The 24445-nt window shown below is 43.4% G+C and carries 20 protein-coding genes; 2 read left to right on the top strand and 18 right to left on the bottom strand.

Annotated features, from left to right (window positions below; translation table 11 throughout):
* Window positions 1–186 precede the first annotated feature (186 nt).
* The 5 genes from HT736_RS03005 to HT736_RS02985 are packed head-to-tail and all read right to left on the bottom strand — an operon-like array spanning window position 187 to window position 4593.
* Window positions 187–591 carry a PTS sugar transporter subunit IIA gene (locus HT736_RS03005; protein ID WP_007284837.1) on the bottom strand — a complete coding sequence of 135 codons (405 nt, stop codon included), beginning with the start codon at window positions 589–591 and terminating at the stop codon, window positions 187–189.
* Window positions 592–597: 6 nt separating this feature from the next.
* Window positions 598–1413, bottom strand: coding sequence for a PTS system mannose/fructose/sorbose family transporter subunit IID (locus HT736_RS03000; RefSeq protein ID WP_000185300.1), 816 nt, complete (start codon window positions 1411–1413; stop codon window positions 598–600).
* Window positions 1400–2305, bottom strand: a complete 906-nt coding sequence (locus HT736_RS02995; RefSeq protein WP_000617007.1) for a PTS mannose/fructose/sorbose/N-acetylgalactosamine transporter subunit IIC — start codon at window positions 2303–2305, stop codon at window positions 1400–1402. The genes HT736_RS03000 and HT736_RS02995 overlap by 14 nt, the downstream gene beginning before the upstream one ends.
* A gap of 27 nt (window positions 2306–2332) precedes the next feature.
* Window positions 2333–2809 carry a PTS sugar transporter subunit IIB gene (locus tag HT736_RS02990; RefSeq protein ID WP_000156961.1) on the bottom strand — a complete coding sequence of 159 codons (477 nt, stop codon included), beginning with the start codon at window positions 2807–2809 and terminating at the stop codon, window positions 2333–2335.
* A complete protein-coding gene (locus tag HT736_RS02985) occupies window positions 2806–4593 on the bottom strand; it encodes a beta-galactosidase (RefSeq protein WP_172930739.1) in 1788 nt (595 codons plus the stop codon). The genes HT736_RS02990 and HT736_RS02985 overlap by 4 nt, the downstream gene beginning before the upstream one ends.
* A gap of 345 nt (window positions 4594–4938) precedes the next feature.
* Between HT736_RS02985 and HT736_RS02980 the strand changes: the two genes are divergently transcribed.
* Window positions 4939–5655, top strand: a complete 717-nt coding sequence (locus HT736_RS02980) for a GntR family transcriptional regulator (RefSeq protein WP_001007202.1) — start codon at window positions 4939–4941, stop codon at window positions 5653–5655.
* Window positions 5656–5970: 315 nt separating this feature from the next.
* A complete protein-coding gene (strH, locus tag HT736_RS02975) occupies window positions 5971–9900 on the top strand; it encodes an LPXTG-anchored beta-N-acetylhexosaminidase StrH (protein ID WP_138699939.1) in 3930 nt (1309 codons plus the stop codon).
* Window positions 9901–9954: 54 nt separating this feature from the next.
* On the opposite strand, the gene purB is transcribed toward strH, so the two are convergent.
* The 13 genes from purB to HT736_RS12055 all read right to left on the bottom strand — a co-directional run bounded on the left by purB (window position 9955) and on the right by HT736_RS12055 (window position 24444).
* The gene (purB, locus tag HT736_RS02970; protein WP_000610745.1) at window positions 9955–11253 is read right to left on the bottom strand and encodes an adenylosuccinate lyase; all 1299 of its coding nucleotides are present in this window, start codon (window positions 11251–11253) and stop codon (window positions 9955–9957) included.
* A gap of 62 nt (window positions 11254–11315) precedes the next feature.
* Window positions 11316–11543: a hypothetical protein gene (locus HT736_RS02965; RefSeq protein WP_000614701.1), complete on the bottom strand. Its 228-nt coding sequence runs from the start codon at window positions 11541–11543 to the stop codon at window positions 11316–11318.
* 9 nt (window positions 11544–11552) lie between these two features.
* On the bottom strand, window positions 11553–12644 hold the full coding sequence (purK, locus tag HT736_RS02960) for a 5-(carboxyamino)imidazole ribonucleotide synthase (RefSeq protein ID WP_138699940.1): 1092 nt from the start codon (window positions 12642–12644) through the stop codon (window positions 11553–11555).
* Window positions 12631–13122 carry a 5-(carboxyamino)imidazole ribonucleotide mutase gene (gene purE, locus HT736_RS02955; protein ID WP_119946629.1) on the bottom strand — a complete coding sequence of 164 codons (492 nt, stop codon included), beginning with the start codon at window positions 13120–13122 and terminating at the stop codon, window positions 12631–12633. Before purE ends, purK begins: the two co-directional genes overlap by 14 nt.
* A gap of 191 nt (window positions 13123–13313) precedes the next feature.
* Window positions 13314–14576, bottom strand: a complete 1263-nt coding sequence (purD, locus tag HT736_RS02950) for a phosphoribosylamine--glycine ligase (protein WP_119942205.1) — start codon at window positions 14574–14576, stop codon at window positions 13314–13316.
* Window positions 14577–14697: 121 nt separating this feature from the next.
* Window positions 14698–16245 carry a bifunctional phosphoribosylaminoimidazolecarboxamide formyltransferase/IMP cyclohydrolase gene (gene purH, locus HT736_RS02945; RefSeq protein WP_172930738.1) on the bottom strand — a complete coding sequence of 516 codons (1548 nt, stop codon included), beginning with the start codon at window positions 16243–16245 and terminating at the stop codon, window positions 14698–14700.
* Between the two features lies 1 nt (window position 16246).
* Window positions 16247–16711: a GNAT family N-acetyltransferase gene (locus HT736_RS02940; RefSeq protein ID WP_050261349.1), complete on the bottom strand. Its 465-nt coding sequence runs from the start codon at window positions 16709–16711 to the stop codon at window positions 16247–16249.
* A 43-nt stretch (window positions 16712–16754) separates the two neighbouring features.
* A complete protein-coding gene (locus tag HT736_RS02935) occupies window positions 16755–17123 on the bottom strand; it encodes a hypothetical protein (protein WP_002224354.1) in 369 nt (122 codons plus the stop codon).
* A 2-nt stretch (window positions 17124–17125) separates the two neighbouring features.
* Window positions 17126–17680, bottom strand: coding sequence for a phosphoribosylglycinamide formyltransferase (purN, locus tag HT736_RS02930; protein WP_172930737.1), 555 nt, complete (start codon window positions 17678–17680; stop codon window positions 17126–17128).
* Entirely contained in the window at window positions 17677–18699 is a 1023-nt protein-coding gene (gene purM / locus HT736_RS02925) for a phosphoribosylformylglycinamidine cyclo-ligase (RefSeq protein ID WP_172930736.1), read from the bottom strand. The genes purN and purM overlap by 4 nt, the downstream gene beginning before the upstream one ends.
* Window positions 18700–18916: 217 nt before the next feature.
* Window positions 18917–20359, bottom strand: a complete 1443-nt coding sequence (gene purF / locus HT736_RS02920; RefSeq protein ID WP_172930735.1) for an amidophosphoribosyltransferase — start codon at window positions 20357–20359, stop codon at window positions 18917–18919.
* 159 nt (window positions 20360–20518) lie between these two features.
* Complete coding sequence (locus tag HT736_RS02915; protein WP_172930734.1) at window positions 20519–24244, bottom strand: phosphoribosylformylglycinamidine synthase; 3726 nt, start codon at window positions 24242–24244, stop codon at window positions 20519–20521.
* Between the two features lie 56 nt (window positions 24245–24300).
* Window positions 24301–24444 (bottom strand): phosphoribosylaminoimidazolesuccinocarboxamide synthase, encoded by a 144-nt coding sequence (locus HT736_RS12055; RefSeq protein WP_078374291.1) that lies wholly within the window; start codon window positions 24442–24444, stop codon window positions 24301–24303.
* Window position 24445 lies beyond the last annotated feature (1 nt).

Genomic DNA, 24445 nt, shown 5'->3' with positions numbered 1-24445 from the left:
AAAATGCTCTAACGATTTTCACGTTGTCACATGAATTGAATCGAGTTCCAACTAAAATCTGTAGGAAACTAGCCGCAGGCTGCTCAAAGCACTGCTTTGAGGTTGCCGGATAAGACTGACGAAGTCAGTAACATATACCTACGGCAAGGCGACGTTGACGTAGTTTGAAGAGATTTTCGAAGAGTATTATTCATCTTCGTCATCATCGAAGCCCGCTAACAGGTCATTAACTTTCACAATACTTTCTGCAGCACGGCTCTTGTAGTCCGCATCTGCGCCTGTAAGGCTCGCATTGATAAATTCAATCACCATTGGAAGATTCATCCCTGCGTAAAGGTCAATATCACGACCTTCCATGATCAAGCGACTCACCACATTACAAGGTGTCCCACCGAGAAGATCCGCAAAGACTAGGAAATCATCCACCCCTTCAATAACAGCTTCAAATTTAGCAGTAAATTCTTCTGGGCCATCTTCTGGAAGAAGAGCTACTGTGTAAATGTTGTCTTGTGGGCCCATAATCATTTCTGTGCTACCTCTAAGCTCCTCACAGAAGCGACCATGGCTCACCAAAATTAATGATTTAGTCATAAGGAATTACATTCCAAGTGCAAAGTGACCAAGGGCAGAAAGAGTCAAAGCAAGTACGATAATAATACCGATAGCTTTAGTAGAGTTCATACCTTTCTTACCAAGCAACCAGAAGATAAAGGCAGTAAAGATTGCTGGAAGCAAACGTGGGAAGATTTGGTTCAAGATGTCTTGGAAATCAATCATCTTTTCACCGATTGGCAACTTGTAAGAAATTTCAAAGTTAATCACTGTTGCTACAAGAGCACCCATCATGAAGACACCAAGTACAGATGCAGCGTCAATCAAAGCTGTCAAGGTACTTTGCATGTTGTTGATAAGGTTAACCCCTTCTTTGTAAGCAAATTCCAACTGTTTCCAACGGAAGATGTCATACGCTACTGCAACTGCAATCCAAAGGAAGATCCCCCAAGGTTGGCCAGCGATAGCCATAGTTGCTGCGACTGACCCCATGATAGCAGGTACAAGTGAACCAAAGATTGTATCCCCAAGAGGAGCGAATGGTCCCATCAAACCTGTCTTGATACCGTTAACGGCGTCTTTTGAACCTACACCATCTTTTTCTTCCATGGCAAGGTCAAAACCAGCGATAATAGTATGGAAGAATGGTGAAGTATTGAAGAATTGAGTATGAACTTTCATCATTTCTTTCAATTCAGGAGTTCCATCCCCATACATTTTACGCAACTGAGGCAAGATCATGTAAAGGTAACCAGAAGCTTGCATACGTTCGTAGTTCCAACCTAATTGGAAAGTAAACAAGCTACGTTTGTTGATTTGATTAAAATCTTCTTTTGTTAGTTTGTAATTAGAATTCGTCATCTTCGATTTCCCCACTTTCTGATGGTGTAGAAGGTGCTGCTACAGCTACTTTTTGGCTATTTTTGAAGTGAAGCACTGCAAGGAAAATACCTACGATAGAGATACCAATCATAGACAATCCTTTGAAGTTGTTCACGAAACCAATTTTTTCAGCAACTTCAGCAGGAAGAGTACCTACGATACCAGCAACAGCGCCACCAAGACCTGTTACATATGAGTAAAGAACAGTCAACATAGCTGTCAAACCAAATCCCATAGCAAGGTAATGAAGGTTACGTTTAACTGGAAGGTAACGAAGCAAGATTGCAAATCCAAGACCTGGAAGCATACGTCCTGCGAGTGTCAAACCATCTGCAATCCATTGGTATTTTGTAACGAAGTCTACTACGCCTTGTACAAATTCACCACCAAAAGCAAGGGCAAAGAAGACTGGAAGGGCACGAGATAAAGCCCAAGGAATCGCACCAAGCAAGTAGTTGCGTTCAATACCTTTATAGTCAAAGCGTTCGATGGCAGCATCCACACGGTGAGCGAAGAAGGTAGTAGTCATACGACCAAGAACGTCGAAGTAAGTCAAGAGAGTTGCTACTGGTACAGCGATTGTAGTAATGGCAAGCGGTGCATCAATTCCTTGTGAAACAGAGAAGGCTGTCGCAAGAACCGCACCAGAAGTTGCGTCGATACGAGAAGCACCACCGAAGGTACCAACCCCAAGAACGAACAGTTGCAAGTTACCACCGATAAGCAAACCAGTAGTCACATCTCCCATGATTAAACCAGTAATGAAACCAGCAAATACAGGGGAACCTGCAGATGAAACGATCGTCAACTCATCACAGATTTGATAAGCTGAGTACAAAGTGAGAAGTAAAATTTGCCACCATTGTATCATAACAATGACCTCCTAAAAAATTTTTTCCTATTTTAATAAGCTCAAAAAGTCTGAAATTGGATCATTTGGAACCATCTGAGCAGTAAGTTTAACACCTTTTTCTGCCAGTTTGTGGAAATCTTCCACATCCTTGTCTACTACGTTGATAGAACGTGTGATAGGGCGAGTTTCTGGTGTTTGAGACATATTCCCAACATTAAGGGTTTCAAGTGGTACACCTGCTTCTACCAAACCAAGGAAGCGGTCTGGTTTACGAGCCACGATAAAGAGACGTTGGCTATCGTATTTGCCAGCAAGAATATTGGCTGCAGCTTTCTCAACTGGCAAAATACTCAATTTCACACCTGGTGGTGTCGCAAGTTTCAAACCACTCTTTTCAATATCGTTGTTGACAACTTCGTCGTCTACAACCATAATGCGTGAAACATTTAGTTTTCCAGCCCAAAGATTGGCTACTTGTCCGTGGATCAAACGTCCATCAATACGGCATCCTACAATTGTCATAAGTTTTCCCCCTTTATATGTTTTAGTGTAGGTTTACGAGTTAAATGAATCTCTTCTTTATATTGACCTTCTGTTTCAAAGATAATGATGCGGTTGGCACCTTCCTTGAGATAGCAATGAGGGATATAAAGTGAGAGAGTTGGGCCAACGTTCCAAAAACGTCCTAGATTCTGCCCATTGACAAAGGCAACTCCCTTACCAAACTCAGACAAGTCTAGGTAAGTATCTTTTGGCTCTTCGACTGTAAAGTCATAAGCGTAAAAGGCTGGTTGTCCTTGAGTCCATCCTTTTGAAAAATCAATTTTCTCAGGATTGTCTAGTGGGAGTGGATAGTGTTTCCAGTTTAGTAAGAAATGCAGATCCTTACAGACCCCTGTCCGAATTCCCTTACGTTGCGTATCCGCTAAGAACTTATGCCCATAGTTGACACGCCCCATATTTTCTATCAATATGTCAATCCTAGATAACGCTTTCTTTTCACCTTGATAAAAAATATCTTCCCCAATCTCTGTCTGATATTGGGTTTTAATCCACTGACCATCGACATACAGCTGGGCCCTATCTCGACCGTCAATGATACGAAGTCTTTCTTCTTCTGCATCCCAGTTTGTTTCTGTTCGATAGAGTAAGTAACCATAGCTTTGTCCCAGCTCCTCCATCTTTTTAGGATAGAGGCTTTCTACTGGACTTGACAAGCTATCCAAGGTTTCAAACAAGGAAACTTTTTCTACTATTGGTATAGCATCCAACTCCATACTCTCTTTGTAGAGTGGTTCTAACTGCGGATACTCTGGGAAATGTGTTGCCATCATCTTCTTGACTGCCAAGTATTTGGCAGTTGGATTTCCTTCTTCATCCAGAAGAGCATCGTAATCATAAGATGTAACTTGTGGCAGGTCCAAAGTCCCTCGAGCTGAGCAACCATTCATGAAGCCAAAGTTTGTACCACCGTGGAACATGTAAAGATTGATGGAGCCTTGTTCCAAAACCTCTCGAACTGCATCTGCCAATTCCTTAGGATCCCGTGTGATAATCGGTTCTTTCCAACGATTGAACCAGCCATCCCAGAACTCCATACACATGAGCGGCCATTTCTTGCCATGCTCATCAAAGAATTCCTGCATCTGTGAAAAGTTGTAAGGTGCCTTAGAACCAAAGTTCCCTGTTACAAAGAGGTCATCTTCGATTAAGGTTCCCGCTTTCAGAGTAGCTCTCCAAGGACCATCTGATGTAAAGAGAGGACAGGTTACGCCACGCTCTTCCATCAGCTGTCGAATGGCTCTCAGGTAAGCCTTATCTTCTCCATAAGAACCATACTCATTTTCAACCTGCATCATGAGGATATTGCCACCATTGTCCAACAGATGTGGAACCAGTCGTGGCAAGAGCTGATCATAATAGCGACCGACAGCCTCAATATAGGCAGGATCTGAAGAACGAATCCTCATGTCTTTGGTTAAGAGCCAGGCTGGTAAACCACCGAATTCCCACTCCGCACAGATGAAGGGTGACGGACGAACGATAGCGTAGAGACCCAAGTCTTGCGCTGTCTGTAGAAATCGCTCCAAATCCAGAGCTCCTTCAAAATGAAACTCACCCTCACGAGGCTCGTGTAAATTCCAAGCCACATAAGTCTCTACCGTATTAAAACCAAGAGCCTTCAAGTTATAGAGCGAATGATACCAATCCTCTGGAGGAATCCTAAAATAATGAATGGCGCCGGACAAAATCTTGAACGGTTTCCCATCTAAATAGAAATCGTCTCGTATCTCAAATCGTGTCATAAAACTACCTTTTGATTGCAAAGTTTGCGCTTTCACTCGTTGTTATAGTAATTATAAACCAATCTGTTTGAATTGTCAATAGAAATTGTCGGAATATTTACTGTAATTTTACTATTATACACACGTTCAATTAGTTTCAAACATTTTCAGACCCATTTCAAACGCTCTTTACATTCGGAATAGAGAACCTAAAATAATTTTGTATAAAATACATTTATAAAATATGAGCAATGCCTATGTAACTTAATTTTTTAATCTGTTATCTAATTTTTTATTCAAAAGACTACTATTTTTTTCGCTTTTATGGTAAAATTTTCTATGGAGAAGGAAAATAGAGGTAAAAATATGGCAATTCCCAAATATCAATACATAAAAGACGAATTAAAAAATAAAATCATCTCTGGGCAGTTTAGCAGTGGAGATAAATTTTACACTGAAGCAGAACTCATTTCAATGTACGATGTCAGCTCTATCACAGTTGTTCGCGCCTTAAACGACCTTGCCAAAGATGGCTATATTGTCCGCCAACAAGGAAAAGGAACCTTCGTTTCACGTGCACGCAAACACAAGCTTGTAGAGTTTTCAGATATTGAACTCTTCAATGCTAAAGATGATAAGGTAACTGTTCTTTCAATTGAACGCGGAAACAAGCTTGTTTACTTGGAAAAATTGGGTCTACGCGGCGATCAATTCTACTACAAGATTGAACGTATCCGCGAATCAAACGGTGTCGTTTATATCTACCATACATCCTACATCCCAGAACAATATATCAACGCAAATTATCCAAACCTTGAATACTATAGTTCTATCTATAATCGTTTCAAGTTAGACTACCACATTCACATGAATGATGAACACTTTGAAGAAATCAACGAAATAGTCTTTCCAACTCCAGAACATGCGGCTTCAGTCCTCGGAGTCGATGAACAATTCCCTACTGTCCTACAAACTAAAATCACCAAACTCGAATCAACTGGCCAAGTTTTAGAATACAGTGAAACTTACAAACGATCTGATTACTACAAGATTAAATTCATCTCATGTGACCGTGATCACTAAGAAGAAAGCCTGAGCCTAATCGCTCGGGCTTTTTCTATGCTTATTATACCACACCAAAAAGGTAGCGCTTACCTATTTTTGGAAGATTCTATAATTTGTGGAATATTTTATAGAAATAGAACCAAAAATTATACTAGATATATATACGTATTTTTTCCGACTAATCTGAAATCTTAAGCTTAAATTTTATATTTTTTTATACTTATTATAGTTTTTTGTCATCTCCTCTTGACTCTCGTTAATATAAGAAATAAAATAAAGGCGTTGATTTATATAATCGCTATCAATATAACAATGCAATCAGGAGGTTTTGCAATGAAACATGAAAAACAACAGCGTTTTTCTATTCGTAAATACGCTGTAGGAGCAGCTTCTGTTCTAATTGGATTTGCCTTCCAAGCACAGACTGTTGCAGCCGATGGAGTTACTCCTACTACTACAGAAAACCAACCGACCATCCATACGGTTTCTGATTCCCCTCAATCATCCGAAAATCGGACTGAGGAAACACCTAAAGCAGAGCTTCAACCAGAAGCTCCAAAAACTGTAGAAACAGAAACTCCAGCTACTGATAAGGTAGCTAGTCTTCCAAAAACAGAAGAAAAACCACAAGAGGAAGTTAGTTCAACTCCTAGTGATAAAGCAGAGGTGGTAACTCCAACTTCTGCTGAAAAAGAAACTGCTAATAAAAAGGCAGAAGAAGCTAAAGAGATTGATTCTAAAGAGTCAAATACAGACAAGACTGACAAGGATAAACCAGCTGAAAAAGATGCTAAAAAAAATGAAGCGAAAGCAGAGGCTGACAAACCGGCAACAGAGGCAGGAAAGGAACGTGCTGCAACTGTAAGTGAAAAACTAGCGAAAAAGAAAATTGTTTCTATTGATGCTGGACGTAAATATTTCTCACCAGAACAGCTCAAGGAAATCATCGATAAAGCGAAACATTATGGCTACACTGATTTACACCTATTAGTCGGAAATGATGGACTTCGTTTCATGTTGGACGATATGAGCATCACAGCTAACGGCAAGACCTATGCCAGTGACGATGTCAAACGCGCCATTGAAAAAGGTACAAATGATTATTACAACGATCCAAACGGCAATCACTTAACAGAAAGTCAAATGACAGATCTGATTAACTATGCAAAAGATAAAGGTATCGGTCTCATTCCGACAGTAAATAGTCCTGGTCACATGGATGCGATTCTCAATGCCATGAAAGAATTGGGAATCCAAAACCCTAACTTTAGCTATTTTGGGAAGGAATCAGCCCGTACTGTCGATCTTGACAACGAACAAGCTGTCGCTTTTACAAAAGCCCTTATCGACAAGTATGCTGCTTATTTCGCGAAAAAAACTGAAATCTTCAACATCGGACTTGATGAATATGCCAATGATGCGACAGATGCTAAAGGTTGGAGTGTGCTTCAAGCTGATAAATACTATCCAAACGAAGGCTACCCTGTAAAAGGCTATGAAAAATTTATTGCCTACGCCAATGACCTCGCTCGTATTGTAAAATCGCACGGTCTCAAACCAATGGCCTTTAACGACGGTATCTACTACAATAGCGACACAAGCTTTGGTAGTTTTGACAAAGACATCATCGTTTCTATGTGGACTGGTGGTTGGGGAGGCTACGATGTCGCTTCTTCTAAACTACTAGCTGAAAAAGGTCACCAAATCCTTAATACCAATGATGCTTGGTACTACGTTCTTGGACGAAACGCTGATGACCAAGGTTGGTACAATCTCGATCAGGGGCTCAATGGTATTAAAAACACACCAATCACTTCTGTACCAAAAACAGAAGGAGCTGATGTCCCAATCATCGGTGGTATGGTAGCTGCTTGGGCCGATACCCCATCTGCACGTTATTCTCCATCTCGCCTCTTCAAACTCATGCGTCATTTTGCAAATGCCAACGCTGAATACTTCGCAGCCAACTATCAACCTGCAGAAAAAGCACTAGAAACTATTCCAAAAGACTCTAACCGTTATACTGCTGAAAGTTTTGCTGCTGTCAAAGAAGCTGAAAAAGCCATCCGTTCACTCGATAGCAACCTCAGCCGTGCTCAACAGGATACGATTGATCAAGCAATCGCAAGCCTTCAAGATGCTATTAAAAACTTGGCTTTAACTCCAGAAGCACAAAAAGAAGAGGATGCTAAACGCGAACTTGAAAAACTGAATAAGAATAAAGTCATTTCCATCGATGCAGGTCGCAAATACTTTACTCTGAACCAGCTCAAACGCATCGTAGACAAGGCCAGTGAGCTCGGATATTCTGATGTTCATCTCCTTCTAGGAAATGACGGACTTCGCTTTCTACTCGATGATATGACCATTACTGCCAACGGAAAAACCTATGCTAGTGATGACGTTAAAAAAGCTATTATCGAAGGAACTAAAGCTTACTACGACGATCCAAACGGTACTGCACTAACACAGGCAGAAGTGACAGAGCTAATTGAATACGCTAAATCTAAGGACATCGGTCTCATCCCAGCTATTAACAGTCCAGGTCACATGGATGCTATGCTGGTTGCCATGGAAAAATTAGGTATTAAAAATCCTCAAGCAAACTTTGATAAAGTTTCAAAAACAACCATGGACCTTGAAAATCAAGAAGCCCTTAACTTTACCAAAGCCCTTATCGGTAAGTATATGGATTACTTTGCTGATAAATCAAAGATATTCAACTATGGTACAGATGAATATGCCAATGATGCGACCAACGCCCAAGGTTGGTACTACCTCAAATGGTATGGACTCTATAACAAGTTTGCAGACTATTCTAACAGTCTAGCTGCTATGGCTAAGGAAAGAGGGCTACAACCAATGGCCTTCAACGATGGCTTCTATTACGAAGACAAGGATGATGCTGAATTCGATAAAGATGTCTTGATTTCTTACTGGTCTAAAGGCTGGTGGGGCTACAACCTTGCGTCACCTCAGTATCTGGCAAACAAAGGTTATAAGTTCTTGAATACCAACGGTGACTGGTACTATGTTTTAGGAAATCACAAACAAGATGAAGCTTATCCTCTTTCAAAGGCAATTGAAAATTCTGGAAAAACACCATTCAATCAACTAGCTTCTACCAAATATCCTGAAGTAGATCTTCCAACAGTCGGAAGTATGCTTTCAATCTGGGCAGATAGACCAAGCGCTGAATACAAGGAAGAGGAAATCTTTGAACTCATGACTGCCTTTGCAGACCACAACAAAGACTACTTCCGTGCTAATTATAATGCTCTCCGCGAAGAATTAGCTAAAATTCCTACAAACTTAGAAGGATATAGTAAAGAAAGTCTTGAGGCCCTTGACGCAGCTAAAACAGCTCTAAATTACAACCTCAACCGTAATAAACAAGCTGAGCTTGACACACTTGTAGCCAACCTAAAAGCCGCTCTTCAAGGCCTCAAACCAGCTGCAACTCATTCAGGAAGCCTAGATGAAAATGAAGTGGCTGCCAATGTTGAAACCAGACCAGAACTCATCACAAGAACTGAAGAAATTCCATTTGAAGTTATCAAGAAAGAAAATCCTAACCTCCCAGCTGGTCAGGAAAATATTATCACAGCAGGAGTCAAAGGTGAACGAACTCATTACATCTCTGTACTCACTGAAAATGGAAAAACAACAGAAACAGTCCTTGATAGCCAGGTAACCAAAGAAGTTATAAACCAAGTGGTTGAAGTTGGCGCTCCTGTAACTCACAAGGGTGATGAAAGTGGTCTTGCACCAACTACTGAGGTAAAACCTAGACTGGATATCCAAAAAGAAGAAATTCCATTTACCACAGTGACTCGTGAAAATCCACTCTTACTCAAAGGAAAAACACAAGTCATTACTAAGGGTGTCAATGGACATCGTAGCAACTTCTACTCTGTGAGCACTTCTGCCGATGGTAAGGAAGTGAAAACACTCGTAAATAGTGTCGTAGCACAGGAAGCCGTTACTCAAATAGTCGAAGTCGGAACTATGGTAACACATGTAGGCGATGAAAACGGACAAGCCGCTATTGCTGAAGAAAAACCAAAACTAGAAATCCTAAGCCAATCAGCTCCATCAACTGCTCCTGCTGAGGAAAGCAAAGCTCTTCCTCAAGATCCAGCTCCTGTGGTAACAGAGAAAAAACTTCCTGAAACAGGAACTCACGATTCTGCAGGACTAGTAGTCGCAGGACTCATGTCCACACTAGCAGCCTATGGACTCACTAAAAGAAAAGAAGACTAAGTCTTTTCGATAAAAAATAAACAGCGAGATTGAAGCTCGCTGTTTATTTTTTAATTAATCACCTAGTCCAAGACGTTCAAAGATATCATCCACTCGTTTGGTGTAATAAACTGGGTTGAAGATTTCATCGATTTCTTCTTGAGTGAGACGTGATGTTACTTCTGAATCTGCCTCAAGAAGTGGTTTAAAGTCTACTTGGTTGTCCCAAGAGTAGGCTGTTTTTGGTTGCACCAAGTCATAGGCTTGCTCACGGGTCATGCCTTTTTCAATCAATGTCAACATAGCCCGTTGGCTAAAGATAAGACCAAAAGTCGAGTTCATGTTTCGGATCATATTTTCTGGGAAGACTGTCAAGTTCTTGACGATATTTCCAAAACGGTTGAGCATGTAGTCAATCAAAATGGTCGTATCTGGTGTGATGATACGCTCAGCTGATGAGTGAGAAATATCGCGTTCGTGCCAGAGAGCGACGTTTTCATAAGCCGTAATCATGTGACCACGAATGACACGCGCCAGACCAGTCATATTTTCAGAACCGATTGGGTTGCGTTTGTGAGGCATTGCTGAAGACCCTTTTTGCCCTTTAGCAAAGAACTCTTCTACTTCGCGTTGCTCAGATTTTTGTAGACCACGAATCTCAGTCGCCATACGTTCGATTGAAGTCGCAATGCTGGCAAGAACTGCAAAGTACTCAGCGTGAAGGTCACGAGGAAGGACTTGTGTAGAGATTTCTTGGGCACGGATGCCAAGTTTATCGCAGACATACTCCTCTACAAATGGTGGGATATTGGCAAAGTTCCCAACCGCACCAGAAATCTTACCAGCTTCTACACCAGCAGCTGCATGCTCGAAACGCTCGATATTGCGTTTCATTTCGCTGTACCAAGTTGCCAATTTAAGACCAAAGGTTGTCGGCTCAGCGTGCACACCATGAGTACGCCCCATCATGATGGTGAACTTGTGCTCCTTGGCCTTGTCAGCGATGATATTAGTGAAGTTTTCAAGGTCACGACGGATGATGTCGTTGGCCTGCTTGTAGAGGTAACCATAAGCAGTATCCACCACGTCGGTAGAAGTTAACCCATAGTGAACCCACTTGCGCTCTTCACCAAGAGTCTCAGAAACCGCACGCGTGAAAGCCACCACATCGTGGCGCGTCTCCTGCTCAATTTCCAAAATACGGTCGATGTCAAAGTCCGCCTTCTTGCGAATCAAAGCCACATCTTCCTTAGGGATTTCCCCCAACTCAGCCCATGCCTCGTCAGAGAGGATTTCCACCTCAAGCCAAGCACGGTATTTATTTTCTTCACTCCAAATATTCGCCATCTCAGGGCGAGAGTAACGGTTGATCATGTGTTAATTTTTCCTTTCTTCTTAAGCTGTTGGGAATAAGCTATCTAGGTAAACCAAGATTTCTACTCAAACTCCTCTTTTTCAATAAACACAGACGGGTAATGATCTAGTGTATTCAAATCCGTATCCAGCGGTACATCATAGATAGCTAAATAATTTTCGGGGTATTGTGCAGCTAGTTCTTCATATTTAGCTTGTACCTTATCTTGGTCAGCACTGGCATACAACACTTCAACAACTGCTCCAGTCTTATCCTTTTCAATAAATGTATTAACGATAATTTGTATCATAGACTTGTCCTAAAAATCAATCCCTTCCCCAAGCTCATCCACACTATCCGGTACATCACTAAACAAGGTCACATGTCCCATCTTGCGGTTGTGCTTCGCTTCTATTTTACCATACATGTGGAGGTGGGCGCTTGAATTTTCTGTCACATATTGCTCAGCAGCCTCGACATGCTGACCGAGGACATTAAGCATAACGGCTGGCGCATGGAGTTTGATGACTGGTAATAGTGCTCCGAGAACACCGAGAATATGGGTGTCAAACTGAGAGAAATCACAGGCTTCAATAGAATAGTGCCCAGAGTTATGTGGTCGTGGGGCGATTTCATTGACAATAACGTCATCATCAGTCGCAAACATTTCCACACAGAGAGTTCCAGACAAGTTGAGTTGTTCTGCGATTCGCACTGCCATAGCTTTAGCCTTGTCTACTAGACTTTCAGAAATGCGGGCTGGTACGATGGTCTTAGACAGGATATTGTTGCGGTGGATATTTTCCTGAACTGGGAAAAACGTCACCTCCTTGCCATTTCCTGACACGATGACAGAAATCTCAAGGTCAAAGTTGATAAATTCTTCCAAGACGCAGTCTGCTGAGTCTGCTAGCGCATAGGCTGCTTCCAAGTCTGCTTCTGAACGAATAACCTTTTGTCCATGACCATCGTAGCCACCAGTCGCAGTCTTGAGGACATAGTTTTTCGACAAGTCGATATCTGCCAAGTCTAGGCTAGAAGTCACGACCTTGTAGGGTGCCACAGTGACTTGAGCCTTGTTTGACAAAAAGTCCTTTTCAAAAATACGATTTTGCGAAATGCGGAGCAGATCTGTTCCTTGAGGGAGTTGTCCATCCTTGATAACGGCATCCAAACCGTCAGCGTCGACATTTTCAAACTCGTAAGTGAGGACATCGCAACGGTCTGCCAACTGACGGAGGGCGTCCACATCGTTATAAGGTGCCACAATGATTTCCGCCACGCGAGAGGCCGGGCAATCCGCCGCAGGATCCAGCGCGATAACCTTGTGGCCCATGTAGATAGCAGAAATGGCCATCATCTGACCCAGTTGACCGCCACCGATAATTCCGATTGTTTTAGATGAGCTCATTTGACGACTCCTCTGCGATTTTTCCTTGTTCTTCAGCAAAGTTGGCAAGTGCATCCGCAATGGACTTATCTTCTACAGAGAGGAGACGGAGGGCAAAGAGAGCTGCGTTAGTCGCTCCAGCTTCACCGATAGCCATGGTCGCAACAGGCACCCCACCCGGCATCTGAACGATAGAATAGAGTGAATCCACTCCACTAAGAGCACGAGACTTGACAGGTACACCAATGACTGGAAGGATTGTTTTAGCAGCGACCATACCTGGCAAATGGGCTGCGCCACCAGCACCTGCGATGATGATCTTGATGCCACGGCTACGGGCTTCTTCTGCATGTTTGAACATGAGGTCTGGTGTACGGTGGGCGGAAACAACTTTCTTTTCGTAGGCTACACCGAAGCGGTCTAGGACTTCTGCTGTTTTTTGCATGGTTGCCCAGTCGGATTTTGAGCCCATGATGATGGAAATAATTGGTTTAGTCATAATTTTTCCTTTTTTCTTCTTTTTTGATAATAGTCTTAGGTGGTGGGGACGGAAGCAAACCTTCGGTTTCATTCCTAAACTTTGAGCCTAAGGTCTCAAAGCTTCCCCCGACCAGATCAGAACCCGTTCTGGTCTTTTCACCACGGCGACCATTATCGCATTTGGCGACTACGTCGCTTTTTCTTATATCTTTACTTAATTGCCTTGCTTCCGATATCGGTTCGGTAGAAGAGGCCTTCTGTTTTTTGTTGGGCGAGTTGGCTGTAGATGGTGTTTTGGGCATCCTTTACAGTGTCTGCTGTGGTAACGAGCATATAGACACGTCCGCCGTTTGATAGCAGTGCTCTGCTATTTTCTGCAAACTTAGCCCCTGCATAATAGGTGATAATGTCGCCATCGGTTTTGGCTGGCAACTTGACACCTTTTTCATAGTCTAGCGGGTAGCCGTTTGATGCGACAACCACACCCAGAGTCACACCCTTATCCGTCCAGGTGATGTTTGGCTCCTTGCTATCCAGAATATCTGTAATATTTTGTGCAAAGTCAGATGTCAAACGAGGCAAGATAATCTGTGTTTCAGGATCTCCAAAGCGAGCATTGAACTCGATGACTTTAGGACCTTCTGCTGTCAGGATAAGCCCTGCATAGAGGATGCCAAGATACGGACGGCCTTCTTTGATCATCCCTTCAAGGATTGGCTTGACAATAGTCTCAACCGCTGTATCAACTACACTCTGTGGTAAGTGTGGAACTGGCGCATAGGCCCCCATCCCACCAGTGTTAGGTCCCTTGTCGCCATCGTATGCACGTTTGTGGTCCTGAGCTGTTGGCATGATGTAGAACTTGTCTCTATTGACAAAGGCAAAAAGTGAAAATTCCTCTCCGTCGAGGAATTCCTCAATAACCACACGCGCACCTGAGTCACCAAATTTATTGTCCAAAAGCATCTCGTGAGCTGCTTCGACTGCTTGCTCAACCGTCTCCGCAACGACAACACCCTTCCCAAGCGCCAAGCCATCCGCCTTGACTACGATGGGCGCACCCTGCTTTTCTATATAGGCCTTGGCTTCCTCGAAATCTGAGAATGTGCCATAGGTTGCTGTCGGAACGCCGTATTTGACCATGATTTCCTTAGCAAAATCCTTAGACCACTCAAGTTCAGCCGTAGCCTTAGTCGGACCAAAAGCTTTGAGTCCTGCCGCATTGAAATCATCCACGATACCAGCCGCAAGGGCGTCATCTGGACCGATAAAGGTCCAAGCAATATCGTTGGCTTTTACAAACTCAATCAATTCAGAATGTTCGGAAATAGAGATATTTACTAATTCCAGACCATCCAGAGTCATCCCATCATTCCCAGGAGCCACAAATACTTTTTCAACGTCTTTTGACTCAAGCAACTTCTTAGCAATCGCATGTTCACGACCACCCGAACCGACAACTAACAGCTTCATCCCTCAACCTCTTTTGCGAATTATTTAATAATATTATACCACAAACGTTCGTTTTAATCTTATTTCAATCCGCATTTTTACGCAAAAAAGGAAAGAAACTGTTTTCTTCCCTTTAACGTTCTTAATGTCTAAAATGTCTCACACCTGTAAAGACCATTGTCAAGCCATATTTGTCAGCAGCTTCGATAGACTCTTGGTCACGGACGGATCCACCCGGCTGGATGATAACCCTGATCCCTGCTTTGGCGATTTCTTCCACATTATCCGCAAATGGGAAGAAGGCATCCGAAGCAAGAACAGCGCCGTCAAGACGGTCTTTAGCTTGATCAATAGCGATGCGAACAGAAGCCACACGGTTAGTTTGACCCGGACCGACACCAAGTGTCATGTGGTCATTGGTTACGATGATACCGTTTGATTTGACGTACTTGATAGCTTTCCAAGCAAACTCAAGAGCAGTCGCTTCTGTCTCAGTTGGCTGGCGTTTGGTCACCACTTGCCAGTCAGCTGGGCTTTCTTTGACCACGTCTTGGTTTTGTACCAGAAGTCCACCGACAACACCTGTGTATTCTGCTTCCACTTCGCTAGCCTCTTGAGCATCAAATGGCAAGGCAAGGATACGCAAGTTTTTCTTTTTATTAGTCAAAATAGCTAGCGCTTCATCCGTATAACTTGGTGCGATGATGATTTCAAGGAAAACACCATGCATCTTCTCAGCTGTCGCAACATCCAACTCACGGTTGAGAACGACGATTCCACCGAAAATTGAGACTGGGTCAGACTCATAAGCATAGTCCCAAGCAGTCTCGATGTCGTCAGCTTGACCAATTCCACATGGATTCATATGTTTGAGAGCCACAACGGTTGGACGATCTTTGAAATCACGAATGATACGAATGGCAGCATCCGCATCACGGATATTGTTAAAGGATAATTCCTTACCGTTGAGCTGTTTGGCTGATGCAATTGAGTAGTCTGTTGGCAAAGCTTTTTGGTAGAAATCCGCGTCTTGTTGAGGGTTCTCACCGTAACGCATAGCTTGTTTGAGAACATAGGTCAAAGTCAACTTTTCAGGCTTACTTTCACCCACTTGAGTTGTAAAATACTCTGCAATCAAGGCATCATAAGCTGCTGTGTGACGGAAAACCTTGGCTGCCAAACGTTGACGCGTTTCGTAAGTCGTTTCACCATTGGCTGACAACTCGTCCAAAACCACTGCATAGTCAGAAGGGTCTACCACAACCGTTACGCTAGCGTGGTTTTTAGCCGCTGAACGAAGCATAGAAGGCCCGCCGATATCGATGTTTTCAACTGCATCAGCGTACGTCACGTCTGGTTTGAGAATGGTTTCCTTGAATGGATAGAGATTGACCACCACAAGGTCAATGAGCTCAATCTTGTTGTCCTTAGCCGCTTCCAAGTGGCTATCCAAGTCACGACGAGCGAGAAGCCCTCCGTGGATATTTGGGTGGAGGGTCTTCACACGACCATCCATCATTTCTGGAAAACCAGTCACATCATCGATGGCAATGGTCTTCACCCCAGCATTATCAAGGGCAACCTTGGTCCCACCTGTTGAGATGATGTCCCAACCGAGTTTTTTAAGTTCTTGGGCAAATTCAACAATACCCACTTTGTCTGAGACGCTGATTAAGGCTTTTTTCGTCATTCTATTCCTCTTTCTTTAAGTCCAAGCGCATAGCGACTTCGTTATTTTCTTCTATAAATCCTGTTTCCTGAAAACCCAAACTAGTCAACAGGTGCTTCATTTTTTCATTTCCAACCACATAATCTGCAACAATATGACTGCAGACTCTATCCATCTGAGCCTCTTTGATTAGAACTTCCAAGGCTTTTCTACCATAACCTCTTCCTTGGTACTGCTGACCAATCATTATCCGCCAGATAAAGTATTCCGCTTCATCCTTGTCTATTTCCAGCAGGAGAAAGCCAACCACTTGCTTATCCCAATAGATTGCCCTCGGAAACACATCTTCATTTTCCCGGTAGAGCCATGCGTCAGCTAAAGAGCGTACATTTGGAGCCACAAAACGTGCTCGTTCATCAGCTTCAGATATTTTCAAATCCAGCACTGCCTGAAAACTGCTCTCATCTACTAATTTCAGCTCAATCATTTTTTCTCCTTTTGAATAAATAGGGTTTTGAGGTGATTAAAGACTAATCTAACTCATATAAAAGGTAGTTATCAAAATTTATGATTCCTTTGAGGTAATCTCGGTCTGCTTTAGACAACTCAAATTCTGGAAAAGTCGCAATTAAACTGGACAAATAAAAATAATTCGGGTGCCTACGATAAGAAAAACCTGCTTGACCGAATTTCCCTTGACAAAAATCATAGGCAAGTTTCAATTCTTGACTTGTGACACCGTCTAAAATTTTATCTAACTCTGAAAGCTGACTTTTATCAGTATTTTCTATCATAGCTTTCACTGTATTTACTAAAACAAAAAGAAAATCATTAGTATTATCCAGTAGGATTGGTCTGTTAGATAACTTATTCTTTAACTCCATATAGTATTGGTCCATAATCATTTCTTCCTCTCCACTCCCAAACTATCCAACAATTCTGGATACAGTTTGTACTCTGTTTCGTGTATGCGAGTCTCGAAAGTATCTAGGGTATCCCCTTCAAGCCGTGGCACACGCACTTGTTTGATAATCTTCCCTGTATCTACACCTGAGTCCACCCAGTGAATGGTCACGCCACTCTCAGCAACACCAGCATTCCAAGCGTCCTCAATCCCATGAGCTCCTGGAAATTCTGGCAGGTAGGCTGGATGAATGTTGATGATTCGGCCTTCATAGGCTGCCAATAAGGTTGGCCCAACAATTTTCATGTAGCCTGCTAGACAAACCAAGTCAATCTGGTGCTCTTCCAAGAGTTCGACAAGGGCCGCTTCGTAGTCTGCCTTGTTCTCAAACTCCTTGAGTTCAAAAGCGTAGGATAGGACACCAAGCTTGTCTGCACGTTCGAGCACATAGGCGTCACGATGGTCTGAAAAGACAAACTCTACTGGAAATTGTTCCGCTATCACCTGAAAATTTGAGCCATTACCAGAGGCAAAAACTGCTATTTTTTTCATTTGATGATGACACTTTCGTTTTCTTTCTTGACGATACGACCAATTTCATAGACTGGTTCATTCAACAATTCCTTGATACGAGTTACATTTTCAGGGCTAACTGCCAGTATGAGCCCTACCCCCATATTGAAGATTTCAAACATTTCTTCATGTTTGATTTCACCGTATTTTTCAAGGGCTTTGAAAATTGGAAGCACTGGAACCTTGTCTTCCTCAATCTCAGCTGCTAAATCAGCTGCAAACATACGAGGGACATTCTCAATAAAGCCACCACCTGTGATATGGGCAATGCCGTTGACCAACTCTTCCTTGATGAGTGGCAAAACAGACTTGACATAGATACGAGTCGGCTCAAGCAAAACTTCCTTGAGTTGCTTGCCTTCCAATTCTGGCAAGATTTCCTCACCTGTGTAATCCGCAAAGACACGACGAACAAGAGAGTAACCATTGGAGTGAATCCCACTTGAAGCAAGTCCGAGAAGAATATCTCCTTCTGCCACCTTTGAACCGTCAATGATTTGAGATTTTTCAGCCACACCGACCGCAAAACCAGCCAAGTCATAGTCATCTTCGCCGTACATGCCAGGCATTTCAGCCGTTTCTCCACCAATGAGGGCAGCGCCTGCCTGCACACAGCCCTCTGCCACACCAGCAACAACTTGTTCTAGCTTAGCTGGTTCATTCTTCCCTGTTGCTACATAGTCAAGGAAATAGAGGGGTTCCGCACCCGCAGCGATGATATCATTGACACACATGGCCACACAGTCCTGACCGATAGTATCGTGCTTGTCGTATTTGATAGCCAACATGAGTTTGGTTCCGACACCATCAGTTCCTGAAATCAAGACAGGTTCTTTGACACCTGTTTTTGAAAGGTCAAACATACCACCAAAGCCTCCCAGAGCTCCCATGACACCTGCACGCTCCGTACGAGCCACGTGCTTTTTAATCCGTTCAACAACTTCATAACCCGCTTCAACATCCACACCAGATTGAGCGTACGCATTTTTATTTGCCATTTTATTTTTCCTTTTCTTTTTTTGGGAAAGACTGCGACGTATTTTTAGATAAACAATTATTTTATCTAAAAATACTAGTCAGGTCTCTAGCTTTGGTCCCATAGGAGAAAGCGTCTACTGACAAATGCTTTAACTTTTAGTCAGTAGTGAGACGTGAAGCATAAGCATTCTTATTTGTCATTTTTATATTCCTTTTCTTTAATGGAGAATCTGTCATCTATTTGTAAAAACTGGTCTTTTCTTCCAAACTTCGACGATAGTCTTCTTCATAGTCGTAGAGAGGCGTTGGGTAATCACCGTCAAAGTAAGCGACACAGAGACCGCCATTTGGCGCATCCGTTTCAATACCAATTGAATCAATCAACCCTTCAACAGAAAGATAAGTCAGACTGTCCGCACCAATGATTTGGCGAGTTTCTTCAACAGTATGATTGGCCGCAATTAGCTCCTGACGGGTCTGGATATCAATCCCGTAGAAGCATGGATAAGCAAGCGCTGGACTTCCAATAGCAACGTGAACTTCAGTCGCTCCCGCTTCTTTCAATAGCTGAACGATACGACGAGAGGTCGTCCCACGTACAATAGAGTCATCAATCATAACCACACGCTTGCCTTTTACAACGCCTGAAACAGCAGAGAGTTTCATCCGCACCCCTTGCTCCCGCAATTCTTGAGTCGGTTGGATAAAGGTACGTTGGGTGTATTGGTTCTTGATAAGTCCCATTTCATTTGGCAAGCCTGATTCTTCCGCAAATCCCATAGCCGCGCTGAGGGAAGAATTGGGTACACCGACCACGATATCCGCCTCATGCTTGAATTCACGCGCCAATTGGGCACCCATACGTTTACGTGCCGTATGAACATTGACACCATGAATGTTAGAATCAGGGCGGGCAAAATAGATATACTCCATAGAACAGATTGCTAACTGAGTATCATCTGTATAGCTATCATACTGGATGCCCTTGTCATCAATGATCACAATCTCACCTGGCCTCAAATCACGAATCCATTCAGCACCAATAACCTCAAAAGCACAGGTTTCAGAGGAAACAACCACCGCTCCGTTAGCCATTTTCCCGATAGAAAGCGGACGGAAACCATTGGGGTCAAGAGCCGCAATCAACTTGTCCTCAAACAGCAAGATATAGGCAAAACCACCTTTAACTAGGCTGAGTGCCTCCTTGATTTTGCCCATCAAGTTCGGATTATGGCTGCGACGAATGAGATGAGCCAAGATTTCCGAGTCCGAAGTCGCGCTGAAAATCGCGCCTCTTTGTTCCAATTCTTTCTTGAGAGAGGCCGCATTGGTCAAGTTTCCATTATGAGCCAATCCAAACTGCATATCGTGAAAACGGAAGAGGAAAGGCTGAATATTATCTACAGAAGCTTCGCCAGCAGTCGCATAACGCACATGACCAATCGCACTAGTTCCTGTCAATTTATCCAAATTAACTGGATTTCTGAAGACTTCTGATAAAAGCCCCATGTCACGATGGCGCTTCAATTGTCCCTGATCATTGGAGAGGATTCCTGCCCCCTCCTGACCACGGTGCTGAAGACTGTGGAGACCAAAATAGGTCAATTTAGCAGCATCTGGATGTCCCCAGATACCGAAAACACCACATTCTTCATTAAGAGATTTTACTTCGTATGTCATTTTTATACCTAATTTTCATTTGTGTATCATTCCTTCAGTAGAGCGGAATGATACGGTAGGAGCTCCTTCACTCGCAAAACAAAACATTTGCAATCATCATGACCTAGATCTACATGACTTTTACATTATTGATACTATCTATTAGAAAATCTGCAAGTCTTATTTTCCAGTAAAGTATTTAACCGCTGACGCGAACAGGTGCTGGTCTTTATTTCCTGGGATATTTTGGAAAAGACCTTCCTCATAACGTTCTGAGTGGCCCATCTTACCGATGATTTGGCCGTTCTTGCTGGTAATTCCTTCGATGGCATGGACAGAACCATTCGGATTGTACTTAGAGTCCATACTTGGTTTGCCGTCAAAGTCAACATATTGGCTAAAGATTTGACCATTGTCACGGAGCTCTGCAAATTCCTCAGCTGTCACGACAAACTTCCCTTCACCGTGCGAAACAGGAATGGCATGAATCTCACCAACTTCCACTCCAGCAAGCCATGGTGAGTTAGTATTGGCAATGCGAGTTTCCACCATCTTGGCCACGTGTTGGTTGGCATCATTGTAGAAGAGGGTTGGGCTAGTACTGCTGGCCTCTTCGAAGTTCCCGTATGGAAGAAGACCTGATTTGACCAAGGCCTGGAATCCATTACAGATACCGATAATCAAGCCACCACGGGCAATAAAGCTGTCAATAGCCACACGGACTTTTTCATTGAGCAGGATGTTGACAATAAACTTAGCGGATCCATCTGGCTCGTCCGCAGCTGAGAATCCACCTGCAAAGAAGAGAATGTTTGCCTTGCCGATGTTGTCAACCATAGTTTCAACTGACTTGACAATAGCCTCTTCATTCAAGGTCACAAATGGCAGCAAGTTTACCTCTGCACCTTCTTTCTCAAAGGCCTTGGCTGAGTCATATTCTGAGTTGGTTCCTGGGAAGACTGGGATGTAAACCACAGGTTTTTCAACCTTTTCTTTGGCTTTAATCACAACATCTGATACCACAGCTGGTACTTCAGCTAGTTCTTTAGCTTGGGCAAACTCTGTTGGGTAAACTTCTTCCAATTTGCCTTGGAAAGCACTGTCAAGCTTGTGTCCATCTAGCTTCACACCGTTGACAGTCAGTGTAAAGGCTGCTTTCGTTTGTCCAATCTTCTCTACTCCAGCAATTTCTTCAGGAGAAGTAAAGACAAATCCACCTAATTGTGCTGTCAAAGCCGTTTCTAGTTCAGGCAAGGTTACCTCTGCACCGATATGACTTCCAAAAGTAGCAAGTGCCAAACTTTCAAGCACACCGCCGTATTTAACAGCTGAAGCTGCTGTTACTTTGTGAGCCTTTTGAAGGGCTTCAAACTGAGCAAAGTTAGACTTAATCAAGTCAAAATCAATTTCTGCAGAGAGGGCTTGGCCTGGGATGTAGTAGATGTTTTCACCAGCATTCTTGAACTCTGGCGAAAGCACCTTACGGCTATCTGCCGTCGTCACTCCAAAGGCTACCAAGGTTGGTGGCACTGTCAATTCTTCAAAAGTACCAGACATAGAGTCCTTACCACCGATAGATGGCAAACCAAGCTGAATTTGTGCCTCGATAGATCCTAGGAGAGCTGCTACTGGCTGACCAAAACGCTCTGCTTGTTTATCCATGCGCTCGAAGTACTCTTGGTAAGAGAAACGAGCCTGAGACCAGTTGGCACCAGCAGCCACCAAACGAGCAGTTGCTTCGATCACCGCATAGGCAGCACCGTGATATGGAGACCATTCAGCTACATATGGGTTGAAACCTTGAGCCATGACTGACGCAGTATGAGTTACTCCATGTTGAACTGGCAATTTTTGTACAGAAGCCTCAGTTGGTGTGAGTTGGTAGCGACCACCAAGTGGGTGATTGACCGTTGAACGACCGACAGAACAGTCAAAGATAGTCTGTAATCCTTTTTGACTCGCATGGTTGAGATCAGACAAGACTTCAAGAGTATCCGCTTCAAGGGTTTCAGCAGATGTTTGACGTTCTTCTGGGAGTTTGACATCCTTGTCCACAACCTTAGCATCGACGACCACGCGCACACCATTGGTGTCAAGGAAACGACGTTCCAAGTCCACGATTGTCTCACCATTCCAGTGCATGACTAGATTTGGTTTTTCCGTCACTGTCGCAACCACAACAGCGTCAATATTCTCTTTGTTACATTCTCCAACAAAGGCATCTACGTCCTCAGGACGAACCACGACTGCCATCCGTTCTTGAGATTCAGAGATGGCAATTTCTGTACCATTCAAGCCTTGGTATTTAAGAGGCACCTTGTTAAGGTCGATTTCAAGACCGTCTGCCAATTCACCGATAGCCACACAGACTCCACCAGCACCAAAGTCATTAGATTTCTTGATAAGACGAGTGACATTGCCATTACGGAAAAGGCGTTGAATCTTGCGTTCTTCGATAGCATTCCCTTTTTGAACCTCAGCACCAGCAGTCTCTACAGACTCAACTGTTTGAACTTTAGAAGAACCTGTCGCACCACCGACACCATCACGTCCAGTCTTACCTCCCAGAAGGATAATGACATCACCCGCTTCCGGTTTTTCACGGACAACATTGCCCTTGGGAGCCGCACCAACAACGGCACCAAGCTCCATGCGTTTAGCTACAAAGCCTGGGTGAAAATACTCACGAACATAGGTCGTCGCAAGTCCAATCTGGTTACCATATGAAGAATAACCATGAGCCGCTGTTTTAGAAATAACTTGTTGTGGCAATTTACCAGCACGCGTTCCCGAAATCGGTGCTGTAATATCACCCGCACCTGAGATACGCATAGCTTGGTAGACATATGAACGACCTGACAATGGGTCACGAATGGCTCCACCGATACAAGTAGCAGCCCCACCAAATGGCTCAATCTCAGTTGGGTGATTGTGGGTTTCGTTTTTAAACATGAGGAGCCATGGTTCTTTCACACCATCAACGTCCACTTCGATTTCTACTGAGCAAGCATTGATTTCATCAGACACTTCCATGTCGTCCAAACGTCCATTAGCACGCTCATAACGACCGAAAATAGTCGCCATATCCATCAAGGTTTGTGGTTTTTCCGTACGTCCCAACTCATCACGCATGGCAATATACTTGTCATAAGTTGACTGCAATTGTTTTTGGAATTTAGAAGCTGAGAAATCAATCTGCTTTAACTCAGTCTCAAAAGTCGTGTGACGGCAGTGGTCAGACCAGTAAGTGTCCAAAACCTTGAGTTCCGTCTCAGTTGGCACGCGCCCCATTGACTTGAAATAGTCTTGGATAAAGAGCAAATCATCCACTTCCATGGCCATCCCTTGCTCAGCCTTGTAGCGAGCAAAGTCTTCTGCTGTATAGCTTTCAAAGAAAGTCAATTTCGGAATGGTCTTGTCTGACTCTGAAAATTCCTGCTTGACAATCCCTGTTGTGATGTTCTTGAAACGAGAATCAACTGGGTTGAGCAGATAGTTCTTGACCGCTTCCAACTCAGTCGCATCAATATCTTTATTCACCAAGTAAAGTTGGGCTGTATTAACCGTTACATCACTCGAACTTCCTAGTAAAAGCAAGGCTTCCTGTGAAGATGCTGCACGCTGGTCAAACTGCCCTGGTAGGCTTTCAATCGCAAAGAAAGCATAGTTGGCAAGATCCGCCTGCACAGCCGCTTCGTCCAAAACATGGTCTGTCACCTGCTCAGAGAAAATGTGTTTCTCTGCAGGTGCAAACAGGTCCTCTGACAAATCAAATACATCATACACTTGCACAATACGAATACTTTTCAAGCTTGAAAGTCCCAAGCTATGCTGGAGTTCTCTAACCAAACTCTCTGACTTGACCTGAAAATCAGCCTTTTTTTCAACAAAAATACGTTTATCCATCAATTCTTATTCCTTTATTTAAGCTCTTGCAATGTTCCCAAACAGCCTTGAGGCTGTTATTTCAATTCCTGCAACTTTTCCCAGACAATCTCGTAAACGTCTGTTAGTTCTCCCAATCCCCTACGGAGTGAAAAGGTCTGGGGAACCTTTTCAAACTGAGTCCTTTTAGTTGAGAGACGAAGGTTTTCCGTTGCAAACAGA

Origin of the sequence: Streptococcus sp. 339, assembly GCF_013277285.1 — a bacterium.
Classification (GTDB): Bacteria; Bacillota; Bacilli; order Lactobacillales; family Streptococcaceae; genus Streptococcus; species Streptococcus pseudopneumoniae.
The sequence above is the reverse complement of the archived record's forward strand: the minus strand, read 5'-3'. Positions and strand labels throughout refer to the sequence as shown.

Excerpts from the sequence above, each read along its gene's own strand:
- HT736_RS03005 (WP_007284837.1), bottom strand. The coding sequence starts at position 591 with ATGACTAAATCATTAATTTTGGTGAGCCATGGTCGCTTCTGTGAGGAG.
- HT736_RS03000 (WP_000185300.1), bottom strand. The coding sequence starts at position 1,413 with ATGACGAATTCTAATTACAAACTAACAAAAGAAGATTTTAATCAAATC.
- HT736_RS02995 (WP_000617007.1), bottom strand. The coding sequence starts at position 2,305 with ATGATACAATGGTGGCAAATTTTACTTCTCACTTTGTACTCAGCTTAT.
- HT736_RS02990 (WP_000156961.1), bottom strand. The coding sequence starts at position 2,809 with ATGACAATTGTAGGATGCCGTATTGATGGACGTTTGATCCACGGACAA.
- HT736_RS02985 (WP_172930739.1), bottom strand. The coding sequence starts at position 4,593 with ATGACACGATTTGAGATACGAGACGATTTCTATTTAGATGGGAAACCG.
- HT736_RS02980 (WP_001007202.1), top strand. The coding sequence starts at position 4,939 with ATGGCAATTCCCAAATATCAATACATAAAAGACGAATTAAAAAATAAA.
- strH (WP_138699939.1), top strand. The coding sequence starts at position 5,971 with ATGAAACATGAAAAACAACAGCGTTTTTCTATTCGTAAATACGCTGTA.
- purB (WP_000610745.1), bottom strand. The coding sequence starts at position 11,253 with ATGATCAACCGTTACTCTCGCCCTGAGATGGCGAATATTTGGAGTGAA.
- HT736_RS02965 (WP_000614701.1), bottom strand. The coding sequence starts at position 11,543 with ATGATACAAATTATCGTTAATACATTTATTGAAAAGGATAAGACTGGA.
- purK (WP_138699940.1), bottom strand. The coding sequence starts at position 12,644 with ATGAGCTCATCTAAAACAATCGGAATTATCGGTGGCGGTCAACTGGGT.
- purE (WP_119946629.1), bottom strand. The coding sequence starts at position 13,122 with ATGACTAAACCAATTATTTCCATCATCATGGGCTCAAAATCCGACTGG.
- purD (WP_119942205.1), bottom strand. The coding sequence starts at position 14,576 with ATGAAGCTGTTAGTTGTCGGTTCGGGTGGTCGTGAACATGCGATTGCT.
- purH (WP_172930738.1), bottom strand. The coding sequence starts at position 16,245 with ATGACGAAAAAAGCCTTAATCAGCGTCTCAGACAAAGTGGGTATTGTT.
- HT736_RS02940 (WP_050261349.1), bottom strand. The coding sequence starts at position 16,711 with ATGATTGAGCTGAAATTAGTAGATGAGAGCAGTTTTCAGGCAGTGCTG.
- HT736_RS02935 (WP_002224354.1), bottom strand. The coding sequence starts at position 17,123 with ATGGACCAATACTATATGGAGTTAAAGAATAAGTTATCTAACAGACCA.
- purN (WP_172930737.1), bottom strand. The coding sequence starts at position 17,680 with ATGAAAAAAATAGCAGTTTTTGCCTCTGGTAATGGCTCAAATTTTCAG.
- purM (WP_172930736.1), bottom strand. The coding sequence starts at position 18,699 with ATGGCAAATAAAAATGCGTACGCTCAATCTGGTGTGGATGTTGAAGCG.
- purF (WP_172930735.1), bottom strand. The coding sequence starts at position 20,359 with ATGACATACGAAGTAAAATCTCTTAATGAAGAATGTGGTGTTTTCGGT.
- HT736_RS02915 (WP_172930734.1), bottom strand. The coding sequence starts at position 24,244 with ATGGATAAACGTATTTTTGTTGAAAAAAAGGCTGATTTTCAGGTCAAG.